Here is a 15,431-nt window from a genome sequence, read left to right as displayed (position 1 = left end):
AAGATTTATTTTAAGATTTGCATTTTTGAATTTATTTCAAGGATAAAATATGCTTTTAAAACGCTATTTTAATGCTTTGTGTGAAATTTTTAATTTTTACAAAGAAGGTTTTATGAATTTAAAACTAGGTAAAACCTTATGGAAAATCATCATTATTAAGCTTTTAGTGATGTTTTTGTTTATCAAAATGTTTTTATTTGATAACACTATAAATTCCGCTTTTAACACTCAAAAAGAAAAAACAAATTTTGTTATAAAAAATCTTACCAAGGAAGAATAATGGATCTTAGTAGCGTTGATTACTCAAGAGCACAATTTGCACTAACTGCACTTTATCATTTTTTATTTGTGCCTTTGACTCTAGGGCTTTCTTTTATCATTGCCATTATGGAAACAATCTATGTTAAAACAGGCAATGAAAAATGGAAAAAAATCACCAAATTTTGGCTTGCTTTATTTGCTATAAATTTTGCCATCGGTGTAGCAACGGGCATTATAATGGAATTTGAATTCGGGACAAATTGGGCAAATTACAGCTGGTTTGTAGGTGATATTTTTGGCGCACCTTTAGCGTTTGAAGGCTTGATGGCATTCTTTTTAGAGGCAACCTTTTTTGCAGTAATGTTTTTTGGCTGGGATAAGGTTTCTAAAAAATTCCACTTGTTTTCGACTTGGTGTGTAGCAGTTGGAAGCAACCTAAGCGCCTTTTGGATTTTGGTTGCAAACGGCTGGATGCAATACCCTATCGGAATGAAATTTAATCCTGATACCGCAAGAAATGAAATGCAAAATTTCTTTGAAGTGGCTTTTTCTCCTGTGGCTGTTTCGAAATTTTTACACACTGTGGCGAGTGGCTATGTGATTTCTGCTTTATTTGTTATGGGAATTTCAGCTTGGTTTTTACTCAAAAAACGCCATATTATAGAAGCCAAAAAAAGCCTTGTAGTTGGTGCTAGTTTTGGGCTTATTTGCTCGGTATTTTTATTTTTTAGCGGCGATGAGAGTGCCTATAGGGTCACTCAAACCCAGCCGATGAAACTTGCAGCGATGGAAGGAATTTACAAAGGCGAACATAGAGCGGGTATCGTTGCTTTTGGGATATTAAATCCTAAAAAGACTTTAGATAATAACGAAAGTGTGTTTTTATTTGACTTAAGCATACCTTACGCTTTATCGATTTTAGGAAACCGTGATGCAAATTCTTTTGTAGCTGGCATTGAAGATTTGGTTTTTGGCAATAAAAAACAAGGTATAAGCCCTTTGCAAACTCGCATTGATAATGGTAAAATCGCCATTGATGCCTTAAAAAATTACAAAATAGCTAAAGACAATAACGACACAAATGCTATGAATTTAAATAAAATTTTACTCGAAAAGCATTTTAAAGATTTTGGTTATGGTTATCTAGAAAAGCCAAGCGATGCTGTGCCGCCGATTGCTCTAACCTTTTACAGTTTTCACATCATGGTGGCTTTGGGAAGTTATTTTTTCATACTCTTTATCATCACGCTTTATTTAACTATGGCAAATGATATTGAAAAATTCCGCAAAATTTTATGGCTTTGCGTTTTAACAATCCCACTAGGATATATAGCTGCAGAAGCTGGATGGATCGTAGCTGAAGTGGGCAGACAACCTTGGGCCATACAAGATCTTATGCCTACTAGCATTGCGGCTACAAATTTAGCAAGCGTGAATGTGAAAATTTCTTTTTGGATTTTTGCTGTGTTATTTACTGCACTTTTACTTGCGGAAATCAAAATCATGCTAAGTCAAATCAAAAAAGGCTTTAGCGAGGATAAAGGGGTAAAATAATGTTTTTTGGTTTAGAATTAGCAGAGCTTCAAATTTATTGGTGGGTGGTTTTAAGTTTGCTTGGTGCTCTTTTAATTTTTATGTTTTTTGTACAAGGCGGACAAACCCTTATAGATACTTTAAGCACTAATGAGCTTGAAAAAACTATGCTTATCAATTCTTTAGGACGCAAATGGGAACTTGGTTTTACAACTCTTGTAATGTTTGGCGGAGCAGCTTTTGCGGCTTTTCCACTTTTTTATAGCACAAGTTTTGGCGGGGCTTATTGGGCTTGGCTTATCATACTTTTTTGCTTCATCTTGCAAGCTGTGTCTTATGAATACCGCAAAAAACAAGGTAATTTATACGGTGCAAAAAGCTATGAATTTTTCTTAAAAATCAATGGCTACTTGGCTACCTTTCTTATAGGTGTTGCTGTGAGTAGTTTTTTTAGCGGATCTGAGTTTTTACTTGATGAGCACAATTTTGTCGTTTGGGAGCATACTTTTAGAGGACTTGAACTTCTTTTAAATCCTTATAATTACTTACTTGGCTTGGCTTTGATTTTTTTAAGTCGTATTTTGGGTGCGGCGTATTTTATGAATAATATCAAAAATGAAAGCATTAAATTTAAAGCTTCAAAACAAATTTTCATCAATGCTCTTCTATTTTTACCATTTTTCCTAGCTTTTCTTGTTTGGATTTTTTTAAAAGATGGCTTTTTTGTTGATGAAAATCATTTTGTGAGTATGAGTGCAAATTTGTATTTTTATACTTTTTTGGAACAACCATTACTGCTTGTTTTGCTTTTACTTGGAGTGCTTTTTGTTTTGCTAGGAATTTACTTGGGTGCCTTTGTAAAAACTGCTTGCGCAATCTGGACTTTGGGTTTGGGAACTATTTTGTGTGTGTTTGCTTTGCTTTTAAATGTTGGGCTTGGAGACAGTGCGTTTTATCCATCAACTACACATTTGCAAAGCTCATTAACGATAAAAAATGCGAGTTCGAGTTACTACACCCTTAGTGTGATGGCTTATGCTTCTTTGCTTGTGCCTTTTGTTTTAGCTTACATTACTTATGTGTGGCGTGCTATGGATAGGGAAAAAATCACACGCGAAGAAATCGCAAATGATGATCATGCTTATTAAAAAGGAATTACAATGCTACATGCTTTATTTTTACTTACTTGGCCTTTAGTAATTTATCTTTCATATAAATTCATTGTGCTAAATATAAAACAACTTGAAATTGAAGAAAAACTATAAAATTTTTTAAATTCTTTCCGATATAAAGTTTGAATCTTTTCAAAATATTGCTTAAAAGCCCTTTTTGGGCTTTTATTTTAATTCTAAAACTTCAATTTCTAAACCTTTATGAATTTCAGCCTTAATATCACTAAGATAAAAAATAGCAAAATTATCATCTTTTGCATTTTGAAATCTAGTTTTGTTTTTATCAATAAAAATTTGCTTTACACTTAAATCATCATCAAAACAAACCTTAGCATAAATTCTAACCCAAGTATAATTTTCCAAACACACACAAATGCAAATTTGATTGTTGATACAAAGCTGAGTATACATTGCTTTATTTTTATTCATACAATAATAAATCCTATCTCTTGCTAATATCATACTTCCAATAGGTCTTGAATGAACGATATTATCTGCGCTAGTGCTTAAAATATGAATTGTATTTTGTGAAAGATAAGAAAATAATTTTTCTAAAGAATTTTTCATTATTTATCCTTATTTTATATTTTATTGTCAAATTTTACTTATATTTAAAAAATTTACTTTAGAAATGTTAATTATTTGTATTTTTTTCCGATTAATATTAAGTGCTTAGTTTCACAAAGGAGGGTGTAATGATACCTGATATGAGTAATGCTTCCTTAATGGTTGCGGTAAATACCAGCGTTTTTAAAAAAGCTATGGACGCAAACGAAGCGGCAATGGCACAACTTTTAGAAGGACTAACAAGCGGAACAAATACTTCAAGCACTCCTGCTGTAAGCTCTTCTGCAAATTCTGGCGGGATTGATATCTACGCTTAAGCCTTGGAAACAAGGCTTTACTTTTCTCAAATTTTAAACTAAAAATTTGTATTTTAACGGTAAAATAAGCTTTTTAAAAACTTTTCAAGGATTATGATGCAAAATTTTAAAAAAATTATTCAAAGCGAGTCTTTTCCAGGTGTTTTGCTGATCTTTTGTACTTTTTTTGCTTTAGCATGTAAGAATTCTTCTCTAAGCCTAATTTATGATAATTTTTTACATACAGATTTTGGCTTTAAAATCAATGATTTTGAAATTTTCAAACCCTTACTTTTATGGATAAATGATGGTCTGATTGCTGTTTTTTTCCTTAGCATAGGACTTGAATTAAAACATGAAGTTTTAAGGGGACAACTTCGCAATATCCGCTCTGTTTCCTTGCCTATTTTTGGTGCATTAGGCGGTATGATAGCTCCTGCTTTAATCTTTGCCTCTATCAATCATCAAGATATATTTGCAATGAAAGGTTGGGCGATACCAACAGCCACAGATATTGCTTTTGCGGTGGGAATTTTAATGCTTTTGGGAAATAAAATTCCTACAAGCTTAAAACTATTTTTGCTTTCTTTGGCAATTTTTGATGATTTAGGAGCAATTATTATCATTGCTTTATTTTACACTAGTGAGCTCTCTACTCTTGCGATTTTCATTTCTTTACTTTGCATAGGGGCATTGTTTTTACTTAATTATTTTAGAATTTCACATCTGCCTTTTTATGTTTTAGTGGGCGTTGTATTATGGGTAGCAATGCTAAAAAGTGGAGTGCATGCAACTTTGGCGGGTATTATCGTTGCTTTATTTATACCAATGGAACGCAAAAATGGGCAAGATTTCGTGCAAGATTTACATCATGATTTAAACCCTTGGGTAATTTATTTTATTTTGCCTTTATTTGCTTTTGCAAACGCTGGAATTGACATTAGCGGAATGAGTTTCTCTTCCTTGCTTGCTCCTGTAAGCTTAGGTATTATTTTAGGACTTTTTATAGGCAAACAAGTCGGAGTGTTTTTATTTTCTTATCTTAGCATTAAACTCAAACTTGCAAAATTGCCAGAAGGTGTAAAATATTCACAATTCTATGGAATTTGCATTTTAACAGGAATTGGCTTTACTATGAGCTTATTTATTGATGGTTTAGCTTACCAAGACAGTGCTATTTTTGAACACGCCGATAGGCTTGCTATTTTGATTGCGAGTTTTTTAAGTGCCTTAGTGGGATATTTGTATTTAAGAATTATCAAATAAATTTTGTAAATAATGATGAAAATCGGTGTTTTTGATAGTGGCGTTGGTGGACTTAGTGTTTTAAAGTCTTTGTATGAGGCGAATTTATTTAATGAAGTAATTTATTACGGCGATACCGCACGCGTTCCTTATGGAGTAAAAGATAAAGACACTATCATTAAATTTTGCCTTGAAGCACTTGATTTTTTTGAAAAATTTGACATTGATATGCTGATCATTGCTTGCAATACCGCAAGCGCTTATGCACTCAAAGCTTTACAAGAAAAAGCTAAATTTCCCATTTATGGTGTTATTGACGCTGGGATCGAGGCTACCAAAAAAACTCTAAAAAAAAATCAAAACATTCTTGTCATAGCTACAAAAGCCACTATAAATTCAAAAGCCTATCAAGATCGTTTGCAAAAAGAAGGTTTTAATCATATCAATGCTCTTTCCACTAGTCTTTTTGTCCCTATGGTTGAGGAAGGAATTTTCGAAGGTGAGTTTCTACAAAGTGCTTTTGAGTATTATTTTAAGGATATTCAAAAGCCCGATGGACTGATTTTGGCTTGCACGCATTTTCCGTTAATCTCAAAAGCTTTAAGCGAGTATTTTGGAGAAAATACCAAGCTTATACATTCTGGCGATGCCATTGTGGATTTTTTAAAAACCCATAAAGATTTACCAACTTTAAAACATAAAGCAAAGCTAAATTTTTATGCGTCCAGCGATGTAAATTCTTTAAAAAACACTGCCAAAATTTGGCTTAATATTAATGAAAATTAAGGATTAAAAAATGATAGAATTAAAAAAACCTGAAGAAATAGAAAAACTAAGAGCAGCTAATAAAATCGTAGCCAAAACACTGGATTTTTTAGAAAAAGAAATTAAAGTGGGTATGAGCCTAAAACAAATCGATAAAATGGCTGAAGATTTCATACTAAGTCATGGTGCAAAACCATCTTTTAAAGGGCTTTATGGCTTTCCTGGTGCTATTTGCATTTCTTTAAATCAAGTTTGCATACACGGAATTCCTGATGAAAAAATCATCAAAGAAGGCGACATTTTAGGGCTTGATGTGGGAACTTTTTTAAATGGATATTATGGCGATGCAGCGCGCACCATAGCCATAGGAAAAATTTCAAGCCAAGATGAAAAACTCATCGCTTGCGCCAAAGATGCCTTATATGGCGCTATCGATGAAATTCGCGAAGGAATGCGATTTAAAGAACTTTCGGCATTTTTGGGCGAATTTATACATTCTCGTGGCTTTGTGCCACTTCGCGGATACTGCGGACATGGCATAGGTCGCAAACCACACGGCGAGCCTGAAATTTTAAACTATCTTGAAAATGGCGCAAGTGCAAAAAGCGGACCAAAAATCAAAGAAGGTATGGTTTTTTGCATAGAACCTATGATTTGTCAAAAAGATGGCACTCCAAAACATTACAATGGAAAATGGGATGCGGGTAGTGCTGATGGACTCAATGCTGCACATTATGAGCATTGCGTCGCCATTGTAGGTAAAAAAGCGCAAATTCTTTCTGTGGATGAGTGATGATACTTTGTGATGAAAGTTGTGCTTTTTTAGAGAAAATCGCTAACAAAATGACTTCTAAAGATGTGGAACTTGTTTTTGTTGATGATAAAGAGATGAGAGAAATTAACCTTTCTCAAAGAAATATCGACAAAACCACCGATGTGCTTTCCTTCCCGCTTGAAAATATCCACGACAATTTGCCTTTAGGTTCAGTTGTGATTAATAAAAATTTAGCGGAGCAAAAAGCAAAGGAATTTGGGCACAGTTTTGAAGATGAAATTTCCTTGCTTTTTATCCACGCACTTTTGCATTTAATGGGCTTTGATCACGAAAACGATCAAGGGCAAATGAGAGAGAAAGAAAGAGAGTTGATAGAATTTTTTAAACTTCCGCCAAGTTTGATTATAAGAACTCAAAGTTAGAAGGGCAAAGGTACGAAAAAGACTTGGACTTTTATATTTGTTTTCAAAAAACCATCATTGTTTAAAAATGCCAAATGCTTACTTGCGTTAAATTCTAATTCTTTTATTTTATTTTTTAACTCCATTGTTCTTTTACAAAGCGGATAAATAAGCTTTATATCATTTATCTTAAAATTACAAGCATAAGCAAACATTTGGTATAAATCGCTTTGCGATATGCCATGCTTTTTCTCATCTTCGTTATCATCTGGAATTTTCCATTTGGTATCTAAAATCATTTCATTTTCTATATATAAATCAGGCTTTAACATAAAGCATTTTTCATTATTTTTTGAGATTAAATACTTTCCACTACTTTGGGCTTTTACATTTTCACTAGGATTAGCAAGTTTAAACATATAAGCCACATAGTTTTCAAAAAGTTTTTCCATAGGAAAAAGTAAAGCAAAGGCTTCGTTTTTACCTTTATATGGAGCAAAGCTTTGATTTTGCAAAAATATCTTACACCAAGAAAGTATATTTTCATAATAATCAAAATGTCTTGAAATTTTAAAGCTAAAATCTTTTTCATAATTTTTAGAAAATTCTACCTCATCAAGAATTTGCATAGCTTTGATGATTCTAAATTTATTAGTAGTTGTTTTGGATTTTAAGAAATTTAGAGTTGATTTGATGAGACGATTTGGCGCTATATCCAAAACAAACTCATCAAAACTTGTAAAAAATCTTTCTTTGTGGATTAAATTTGATTTTATATGCTCATTAAATAGTAATTTTCCTTTTAAAAAAGCTCTATTTTCTTCGCTATTTACATAAGATCTCATCAAACCTTTTTTATGCACACTATCAAATTCATCTAAAAACATCATAATAAATACTTCAAGCAAAGGCGTTTTAGAACTTTGCAAAGATGAAATTTGAGATTTTTTAAAAGGAGAGTTTTTTAAGGTTTTTAACATATTGATTAAAAGAATTTTGGGGTTAAATTTAAAATCTTTTTCATAAAAATCATCATCTTGATTCGTTTTATTTATTTGCGATAAATCATAAGCTTTTATTAGTTTTTCTTGTGAAATATTCGATGAATTTTTTTCTTCTTTATAGCCTTCTAAGTCCGTACATTTTGGCAAGATCTCCAAAACTCCGCTTTTGGTTTGTATAACACCTACATAATTTTTAGCTTTTAAAGTGTTTTTGTTTTTAAAGCCTAGAAAATTTTCGTTATTTTTTGCGAAATTTTCTAGTTCTTCATAAAATTTTCCAGCCTTTTCTTTAAAAATTTCTTTTAAATCTTCTTCGCAAAAGGCTTGGTGCTCGATGATGGAAAAAATGTTATTGTTCATCATTTTTTGTTTTATTTTTCTTATCATCATAAATAGCTTGATATGTTTCTGGTTTATCCCAAATTTCATCATTAAATGGGGTGATATTATAAATATTTTTTTCGTTATCTACATTATCTAAATTTTTTATTTTTTGTAAATATTTATTATCTTTTTTATCTTCAAAAATCATACCATTATCATTTAAAACCGCGTCAATCAATGCATAATCATTATAAAAATACTCTTGCAATAATGGGATAATTTTATTTTGAAAAACATTTTTTAATTTCTCTAAACTATCAATGCCTATAAAAAATGCGTGTCCTATAGTCTTTTCTCTATCTAGCAAATATTCTATGCGTGTATTTATAGCTTGTAATAATTCTTGCAAATTAATAGTTACATTTTCTGTTTTATTGATAATTTCACCTTTTATTTCTATGCTTTTTAGCTCTTCAGGTTTAGGCATCATCTCAACAAATTCAAATCTTCTTCTCAAAGCTGTATCAAGTGAAGTGATGCTTCTATCAGCTGTATTCATAGTGCCTATGATATACACATTTTTAGGCACTCCAAATTTTTCACCGCTGTAAGATAAAGTTACTTTTAGCTCTTCATTAGCACCTATCCTTTTGCTAGGCTCTATCAAAGTGATAAGCTCACCAAAAATTTTACTTACATTACCACGATTAATCTCATCTATGATGATTATAAATTTCTTTTTTGTATTATCTTCTACAATTTTTAAATTATTGGCATTATCTTTCATTCCATTAGGATTACTTGGCTTTATCTTTGTTAATAAATCATTAGGACTAATTCTATGTAACTCATAAACGGTTTTTTGCACTAAAATTTTATCATTATTTAAGTCAAGAATATTTATTTCATTTTGAGAAATCCAATTAACTTCTCTATATGTTTGATATTCTTCATCTTTGCTGTATTTAACATCACTTGTAATAACCCCAACACCCTTTATACTTTTTGAAGTATTAAAAACACATACCAAATCCCCTATTTGCATGTATTCTGTAAAACTTATTATGCTATTTTTATTATTTGAGCCCAAATTTAAAAAATGTACATCTTTATTTTTTGGAATATCACCCCAACCTATGCAAATTTTATTTTCTTTAAAACACTTATCTCTTAATGAAGCATTAACCCCTAAAGAAATTTTCCAAACTTTTGAATTTTTATCGATAGATATATCATTATTATTTGCAATTTCTCTTTTTTTATCCAACGCTTTTTTGCAAAGTTCTTTAAAAACTCCATCTTTTATTTCATATTCTACTTCTTTAGAATTGCCTTGCTCGCTATCCATAACAGGTTTTATACCTTCTACAAATTCTTCATACCCATAGCTTTGATGAAAGGTAGTAAAAACTATTTGTCCATTTTTTATATACTCATCAAATAACTTTTTTCTATTTACTCTATCATCTTCACTTGGAATTTGTATTTTTTCTTCTTTTGATATAATTTCTAAGGCTTTATCAATGGTATGATAAGTTTTCCCTGTCCCTGGAGGCCCATAAAGAATTTGATTTAAAGGTGAATTTTGATTTAACATTTTTTGTGTATTATTTGATTCAAATTCTTCATTTATTTTTATAAAATCTTTTTGAGGAAATCTATTAAACAAATCAACCAAGCTACAAAATTTACTATATAATTCTTCTTTATATTCATCAAAATCTTCAATACTGAAATTCCTTATATTATAAGTATAATCATAATTTGTATTATCAAATATACCTCCTGTATATTTTTCTAAATCTTGCAAAGCCTTGCAATCAAATTCAATTTTTTTATATTTATTGGACGCGGTAAGTGCTAAATATAAAGTTTTTTCTTTGTGAGCATAGGAAAACCAAATATACATACCACATTGTTGCGAAGGTATCTCTCCATTCGAGTAGCCTTTATGAAGTATATCTTTTCTAAAAAAATTTATAGCAGGATAATCACTTAAATTTCCACTGCCAAAATTAACACTACATACATAATCAAAATCTTGTATTAAACCATCAATTTGTTTTTTCCATTCGCTAGGTTCAGAACCTGCTATAGTTCCTTGCTTTTTTAATTCTTCCACTTTTTCAACAAATTGTTTTAGACATTGTTGTAATTCACCTTTCAACCGCATAAAAACCTTTCTTAATGTAAAAAATTATAGAAAATAAACTTTTGTTTAATAAAAATTTACTATTTATTATATACTAAAAAATAGTAAATATACTTTAATTTTTTACAAAATAATATTGAAATATAATTTTATAACCTTGACTTTTCGTATGAAATTCATCTATTAATTTATCATCTTGATAAACATACACATTCATACCACCATTTTTTACAACTGCTTCTTTAAACTCATCCTCATCTTTTGGAAAATGGCAATACACATTGCCATTTTTATCCGCCTTGCTTGTTTCCCAATCGTACTTTTTTTCTAGCATTGTATGCCTTTCTATTTTTTATTTAATTTTAATTAAATAAAAAATAAGTAAAAATTTAAAAATCTAAATTTTTACCACTCCACGAAGGTTCTAGCTTTTTTAATATCGCTGAATTTTAAAGTAATTTTTTCTTGATTTTCTAAATTTTCTAAAGTGATATTTTCATCATCTACGGCTATGATTTTTGCCTCGATTTTTTCTTTTTCGTTAGTTGTGATTTTTACAAGTTCGTTAATGCTTTTTGCAAAATGCTCGATTTTGCTAAGTTTTCTCTCAAGCCCACAGCTTGATACTTCTAAAAAATACTCGCCGCTAACTGGCGGTTCTACATCAAAAATAGGCGATAAAATCTCACTAAGTCTAGCACAATCATCAAGATTTACCCCGCCTTCTTTTTGCACATAAATTCTATAAATCTTTCTACCATTTTCACTTACTAGCTCATCATCATAAAAGCTAAGCCCTGCTTCTTTACAAAGTGCTTCAAGATTCATTTCTTTCCTTTTTTATTTTTTCAAAAAGTGCATCCATATGGTTTTGATATTCAAGCCTATCATCAAATTTAAAGTGAAAATTCGGGCACCTATACCAGCCTTGCTCACTCATACAATAATTTTGCAAAGCCTTGCTTGCTTTTTTCAAAGAAAGCAAAATCTTTTCTTGCTCATGAGTATTAAAAAACATTTTATCCAAATACACAAAGGCATCGTATCTACCTTTTTTACACTCCACATCAACCACGCAAAGATTTTTTAAATTCTCATCATCTAAACTCGCCAAAGCTTCAGGAATAAGCTCTTTTAAAATACTTTCTGTGCGAAGTTTTTTGATTTCAGCTGGATTCATAGACTTGCTTGTTCCTCTACTTCTTTATAGCTTTCTATATAATCGCCCACTCTCATATCATCACATCCTTCTATACCAACGCCACACTCATAGCCTTTTGCCACTTCTTTAGCATCATCTTTAAAGCGTTTAAGTGAGTTTACATTGCCTTCATACACAACAACTCCTTCGCGGATAAGGCGAATTTTAGCCCCGCGGTTGATTACACCTTCAGTCACCATGCAACCTGCGATTTGTCCGATTTTTGGCACATTAATCACCTGTCTAATCTCTGCTTGTCCAAGCTGCTCTTCTGAAATAATAGGACTCATCATACCACCAAGCAAAGCTTTTACATCATCAAGTAAATTATAAATTACATTATAAGTTTTAATTTCCACGCCTTTATCTTTTGCACGCTCTTTTACTTCACCAGTTGGGCGGATATTAAAGCCTAAAACGATGGAATTTTCACTCGCACTTGCAAGTTCTATATCGCTTTGTGTAATTCCCCCTACTCCGCTGTGAATAATATTAACTTTAATTTCATCGTTTCTAAGTTTCTCCAAACTTGCTTTTAAGGCTTCTAATGATCCTTGCACATCGGCTTTTAAAATCACAGGTAAGGCTTTTAAATTACCTTCTTTAATCTTTGCCCCAAGCTCATCAATACTGACTTTAGTTGATTTGCTAAGCTCTTTTTGACGATTATATTCATAACGCTTAGCAGCATACTCTCTAGCTTCTTTATCGGTTTTTACAGCGATCAAAGTTTCTCCAGCATCCGCTACCTCACTAAGACCTATAATAACACCACACTCACCAGGTTTAATCTCTTTCAAAGCCTTACCTTGATCATTGCTTATAGCACGAATCTTTCCATAAGCCTCACCCGCAACAACAGTGCTTCCCACAGTTAAAGTCCCATTTTGCACGATAATGGTTGCAACAGGACCTCTGCCTTTTTGCACGGAACTTTCTATGATGCTTGCCTTAGCAAAATGTTTAGGATCGGCCTTAAGCTCTAAAATATCAGCTTGCAAAAGCACAATTTCAAGTAACTCTTCTATCCCCATACCTGTTTTAGCAGAAACTGGAACAAATTCATAGCTTCCGCCCCACTCTACAGGCATAATTTCCATTTCAGCAAGTTGAGTTTTTACCATATCAGGATTTGCAGCTTCTTTATCCATTTTATTTACTGCTATGATGATAGGCACACCGGCAGCTTTTGCGTGATTAATCGCTTCTTTAGTTTGTGGCTTTACTCCATCATCTGCCGCAACAACGATAATAACAATATCTGTTATACTCGCACCCCTTGCACGCATTGCTGTAAATGCTTCGTGGCCTGGAGTATCGATAAAAGTGATTTTGCGACCATCTTTTTCTATCATATAAGCGCCTACATGTTGAGTGATCCCTCCTGCCTCGCCACTTGCAATACGCGAATTTCTTATGTAATCCAACAAAGAAGTTTTTCCATGATCAACATGTCCCATAATGGTAATAACCGGTGCTCTAGTAACTAAATTTTCACCCTTATGATGCTTGTCATATTCTTTAACATAATCAAATTCATCAGTCTCATTAACAATATTAATCTCTATACCAAATTCAGCAGCTAAAATTTCAATCGCATCTTCATCTAAAAAGTCATTTTTTGTAGTCATCATTCCAAGCATAAAAAGCTTTGAAATGATTTCGCTTGTGTTTTTTCCTATTTTATCCGCAAATTCATACACACGAATTTCTTTTGGAATTTCTACACTGGTTATAGCTTCACTTTCTTTTTTCTCTACCTTTTTAGGCGGCTTTTTACGACTTCTTCTTTGGATACCGCCTTCTGAAAATTGATTAATAGAATTATTAAAAGACTGTCTTAACACACTAGGTTGTTTTTTTATAGCAGGAGCATTGTTTTGCTCTTTGATACTAAAATCAGGCAAAACCACCATATCTTCATCTTCTAAAGCAATATCGCCGAATTCATGATTGCTCAAAAAGTCCATTTTTTCAGCACTTTCTTTTTTTACTGCAAGACTTGGTTTTTTATCTTTTTTCTTTTTTTTCAAATTTTCATCTGCATTGGAAAACATCATTGAAAGACTGATTTTATCTTGATTTAATTTTGGCTCTTCTTGTGCAACCTGAGAAGAACCAGAAGATAACTCATCTTTTTTCTTTTTAACGATAACAAGCCCTCTTCTCTTTGCTAAGGTAGCACTTGCAATACTAGGTGTAACGACGCTTTCTTCACTCTGAATTTTCTTTTCTTCTGGCAAAGTAGAATGAGTGATACTTGGCTTCTCTCCAACTCTTTTATCAGCATCTGCTGTAATTTTTTCTGAAGGTTTTTTTTCTTCTGAAATTTTAGTAGTTTTTGTTTCTTTTTCTTTATTTTCGTCTTTTTCTTTAGCTTTTTTTATACTGCTTTTCTTTTGCGTTTTTTTAAAGGCCTCTGGAATGGTTTTTGTTTGTATGTATTCATAAATCGCTGCTGCGACTTCAGATTCTACCGCATTTGAAGCAGTCTTGATATTTAAACCTAATTCATTTGCTTTTTCGATAATCTCTTTACTATCATATCCTAATTCTTTTGCAATTTCATGAATTCTAATCTTTGCCATTTAAAATTATCTCCTTTAGATCCTGCTGTAATGTATTTAAATTCAAAGTTTTACACACTCTTAAAAATGCCTTGTATATTTTCTTTTCTTGCAATACACATTCATCACAAATATACAAACTCCGTCCAAACCCACTTGCTTTAATGATTTTAGATGATTGAATTTGAAATCTATATAACTTTTGTTGCTCAAAACGATTCTTGCATACAATGCACATTCTAATGGGTATATGATTTTTCAAAATTATATCTTTTTTTATAAGTTTTTAGCAAATTTCAAATCCTTTATCATCAAATTCTAAAATTTCAACTCTAAAATGAGGGAATTTAGTTTGTAAAATCTCTTGCAAATGTTTTGCATCATCTTGATAAGTTATAGAAAAAAAGCTTGAACCTGAGCCTGAAAGTGTACTCATTAAAGCTTTATTTTCCAAAGCTATTTTTTGCACCTCAAAAAGCTCCGGTAAAAGCTTCATTCTTTTATATTGATGAATTCGATCCAAACTTGCAATTTTTAATAAATCATATTTTTTCTCTAAAAAACAAGCTGTTAAAAAAGAAGAATGCGAAAGATTAAACACGCAATCTTTTATTGGATATGATTTTGGTAGTAAAGTCCTACTTTTATTGGTATTCATTGGCACATTAGGGATAAGCACTACAGCTTTTAAATCTTTATCAATAGCTTTTTTTATACTATAGACTTGATTGTTTGCAACCATAGAACAAACAAAACCACCAAGCGTGGCTGGAGCGATATTATCAGGATGACTTTCATATTTTAAGGCTTCATTTAGAATTTCTTGTCTTGAAACTTTAACTCCGCTCATTTCATAAGCACTTGCAATGGCTGCCACAATGACCGCGGATGAACTACCAAGACCCCTAGAAAAAGGAATTTTATTATGGAAAATAAAACGAAAATTATCCTTTTGTCCTGTTAGTTTTTCATAAATTGTATTAAAAATATTTACAAATACATTATTTTTTTTAACATAGACATTCTTAGCACCCTCTCCTTGAATGCTGATACTAAAAAATTTAGTTCGCTCTATAATCACTTCATTAAAAAAGCCAAGACTAAGCCCCAAACAATCAAATCCTGGACCTAAATTAGCACTGGTAGCTGGCGTTAAAATCTTCATATT

General features: G+C 31.7%; 17 protein-coding genes. 8 read left to right on the top strand and 9 right to left on the bottom strand.

The genetic code is table 11. The features are described from left to right. Positions 1–49: 49 nt before the first annotated feature. From AAH949_RS00870 to cydB, 3 genes are read left to right on the top strand one after another with little or no spacing between them, the layout of a single operon-like run. On the top strand, positions 50–280 hold the full coding sequence (locus tag AAH949_RS00870; RefSeq protein WP_134238328.1) for a DUF4492 domain-containing protein: 231 nt from the start codon (positions 50–52) through the stop codon (positions 278–280). Continuing rightward, complete coding sequence (locus tag AAH949_RS00865) at positions 277–1,815, top strand: cytochrome ubiquinol oxidase subunit I (protein ID WP_348519171.1); 1,539 nt, start codon at positions 277–279, stop codon at positions 1,813–1,815. The genes AAH949_RS00870 and AAH949_RS00865 overlap by 4 nt, the downstream gene beginning before the upstream one ends. Further along, positions 1,815–2,942 carry a cytochrome d ubiquinol oxidase subunit II gene (gene cydB / locus AAH949_RS00860; protein WP_348518689.1) on the top strand — a complete coding sequence of 376 codons (1,128 nt, stop codon included), beginning with the start codon at positions 1,815–1,817 and terminating at the stop codon, positions 2,940–2,942. Before AAH949_RS00865 ends, cydB begins: the two co-directional genes overlap by 1 nt. 189 nt (positions 2,943–3,131) lie before the next feature. Here cydB and AAH949_RS00855 read toward each other — a convergent pair whose 3' ends face one another. Further along, complete coding sequence (locus AAH949_RS00855; RefSeq protein WP_134238325.1) at positions 3,132–3,533, bottom strand: pyridoxamine 5'-phosphate oxidase family protein; 402 nt, start codon at positions 3,531–3,533, stop codon at positions 3,132–3,134. Between the two features lie 128 nt (positions 3,534–3,661). Here AAH949_RS00855 and AAH949_RS00850 point away from each other — a divergent pair, with 128 nt between their 5' ends. The 5 genes from AAH949_RS00850 to ybeY all read left to right on the top strand — a co-directional run bounded on the left by AAH949_RS00850 (position 3,662) and on the right by ybeY (position 7,036). Continuing rightward, positions 3,662–3,850, top strand: a complete 189-nt coding sequence (locus AAH949_RS00850) for a YjfB family protein (RefSeq protein ID WP_134238324.1) — start codon at positions 3,662–3,664, stop codon at positions 3,848–3,850. Between the two features lie 96 nt (positions 3,851–3,946). Next, complete coding sequence (gene nhaA, locus AAH949_RS00845) at positions 3,947–5,095, top strand: Na+/H+ antiporter NhaA (protein WP_134238323.1); 1,149 nt, start codon at positions 3,947–3,949, stop codon at positions 5,093–5,095. Between the two features lie 15 nt (positions 5,096–5,110). Further along, a complete protein-coding gene (gene murI / locus AAH949_RS00840; protein WP_134238322.1) occupies positions 5,111–5,860 on the top strand; it encodes a glutamate racemase in 750 nt (249 codons plus the stop codon). Between the two features lie 10 nt (positions 5,861–5,870). After that, positions 5,871–6,632: a type I methionyl aminopeptidase gene (map, locus tag AAH949_RS00835; RefSeq protein WP_134238321.1), complete on the top strand. Its 762-nt coding sequence runs from the start codon at positions 5,871–5,873 to the stop codon at positions 6,630–6,632. Then, entirely contained in the window at positions 6,632–7,036 is a 405-nt protein-coding gene (ybeY, locus tag AAH949_RS00830; protein WP_134238320.1) for an rRNA maturation RNase YbeY, read from the top strand. The genes map and ybeY overlap by 1 nt, the downstream gene beginning before the upstream one ends. Here the strand turns inward: ybeY and AAH949_RS00825 are convergent. The 8 genes from AAH949_RS00825 to thrB all read right to left on the bottom strand — a co-directional run bounded on the left by AAH949_RS00825 (position 7,033) and on the right by thrB (position 15,428). Next, positions 7,033–8,382, bottom strand: coding sequence for a restriction endonuclease (locus AAH949_RS00825; protein ID WP_348519170.1), 1,350 nt, complete (start codon positions 8,380–8,382; stop codon positions 7,033–7,035). The two genes, ybeY and AAH949_RS00825, sit on opposite strands and share 4 nt — an antisense overlap. Continuing rightward, positions 8,369–9,388, bottom strand: coding sequence for an AAA family ATPase (locus AAH949_RS00820; RefSeq protein WP_348519169.1), 1,020 nt, complete (start codon positions 9,386–9,388; stop codon positions 8,369–8,371). The genes AAH949_RS00825 and AAH949_RS00820 overlap by 14 nt, the downstream gene beginning before the upstream one ends. Positions 9,389–10,610: 1,222 nt before the next feature. Then, positions 10,611–10,829 (bottom strand): hypothetical protein, encoded by a 219-nt coding sequence (locus AAH949_RS00815; RefSeq protein WP_348518688.1) that lies wholly within the window; start codon positions 10,827–10,829, stop codon positions 10,611–10,613. A 71-nt stretch (positions 10,830–10,900) separates the two neighbouring features. Next, on the bottom strand, positions 10,901–11,323 hold the full coding sequence (gene rimP / locus AAH949_RS00810) for a ribosome maturation factor RimP (RefSeq protein WP_348518687.1): 423 nt from the start codon (positions 11,321–11,323) through the stop codon (positions 10,901–10,903). After that, complete coding sequence (gene rbfA / locus AAH949_RS00805; protein ID WP_348518686.1) at positions 11,313–11,675, bottom strand: 30S ribosome-binding factor RbfA; 363 nt, start codon at positions 11,673–11,675, stop codon at positions 11,313–11,315. The genes rimP and rbfA overlap by 11 nt, the downstream gene beginning before the upstream one ends. Then, positions 11,672–14,284, bottom strand: coding sequence for a translation initiation factor IF-2 (gene infB / locus AAH949_RS00800; RefSeq protein ID WP_348518685.1), 2,613 nt, complete (start codon positions 14,282–14,284; stop codon positions 11,672–11,674). Before infB ends, rbfA begins: the two co-directional genes overlap by 4 nt. Further along, complete coding sequence (locus AAH949_RS00795) at positions 14,271–14,525, bottom strand: DUF448 domain-containing protein (protein ID WP_208335061.1); 255 nt, start codon at positions 14,523–14,525, stop codon at positions 14,271–14,273. The genes infB and AAH949_RS00795 overlap by 14 nt, the downstream gene beginning before the upstream one ends. A gap of 24 nt (positions 14,526–14,549) precedes the next feature. Further along, positions 14,550–15,428 carry a homoserine kinase gene (gene thrB, locus AAH949_RS00790; RefSeq protein WP_348518684.1) on the bottom strand — a complete coding sequence of 293 codons (879 nt, stop codon included), beginning with the start codon at positions 15,426–15,428 and terminating at the stop codon, positions 14,550–14,552. Positions 15,429–15,431: the final 3 nt, after the last annotated feature.

Source organism: Campylobacter sp. CCS1377 (assembly GCF_040008265.1).
Taxonomy (GTDB): domain Bacteria; phylum Campylobacterota; class Campylobacteria; order Campylobacterales; family Campylobacteraceae; genus Campylobacter_D.
The sequence above is the reverse complement of the archived record's forward strand: the minus strand, read 5'-3'. Positions and strand labels throughout refer to the sequence as shown.

Coding starts and splice junctions, on each gene's coding strand:
- ybeY (WP_134238320.1), top strand. CDS start 6,632: ATGATACTTTGTGATGAAAGTTGTGCTTTTTTAGAGAAAATCGCTAAC.
- AAH949_RS00850 (WP_134238324.1), top strand. CDS start 3,662: ATGATACCTGATATGAGTAATGCTTCCTTAATGGTTGCGGTAAATACC.
- infB (WP_348518685.1), bottom strand. CDS start 14,284: ATGGCAAAGATTAGAATTCATGAAATTGCAAAAGAATTAGGATATGAT.
- AAH949_RS00825 (WP_348519170.1), bottom strand. CDS start 8,382: ATGATGAACAATAACATTTTTTCCATCATCGAGCACCAAGCCTTTTGC.
- cydB (WP_348518689.1), top strand. CDS start 1,815: ATGTTTTTTGGTTTAGAATTAGCAGAGCTTCAAATTTATTGGTGGGTG.
- AAH949_RS00820 (WP_348519169.1), bottom strand. CDS start 9,388: ATGCAAATAGGGGATTTGGTATGTGTTTTTAATACTTCAAAAAGTATA.
- nhaA (WP_134238323.1), top strand. CDS start 3,947: ATGCAAAATTTTAAAAAAATTATTCAAAGCGAGTCTTTTCCAGGTGTT.
- rimP (WP_348518687.1), bottom strand. CDS start 11,323: ATGAATCTTGAAGCACTTTGTAAAGAAGCAGGGCTTAGCTTTTATGAT.
- AAH949_RS00855 (WP_134238325.1), bottom strand. CDS start 3,533: ATGAAAAATTCTTTAGAAAAATTATTTTCTTATCTTTCACAAAATACA.
- AAH949_RS00815 (WP_348518688.1), bottom strand. CDS start 10,829: ATGCTAGAAAAAAAGTACGATTGGGAAACAAGCAAGGCGGATAAAAAT.
- thrB (WP_348518684.1), bottom strand. CDS start 15,428: ATGAAGATTTTAACGCCAGCTACCAGTGCTAATTTAGGTCCAGGATTT.
- map (WP_134238321.1), top strand. CDS start 5,871: ATGATAGAATTAAAAAAACCTGAAGAAATAGAAAAACTAAGAGCAGCT.
- rbfA (WP_348518686.1), bottom strand. CDS start 11,675: ATGAATCCAGCTGAAATCAAAAAACTTCGCACAGAAAGTATTTTAAAA.
- murI (WP_134238322.1), top strand. CDS start 5,111: ATGAAAATCGGTGTTTTTGATAGTGGCGTTGGTGGACTTAGTGTTTTA.
- AAH949_RS00870 (WP_134238328.1), top strand. CDS start 50: ATGCTTTTAAAACGCTATTTTAATGCTTTGTGTGAAATTTTTAATTTT.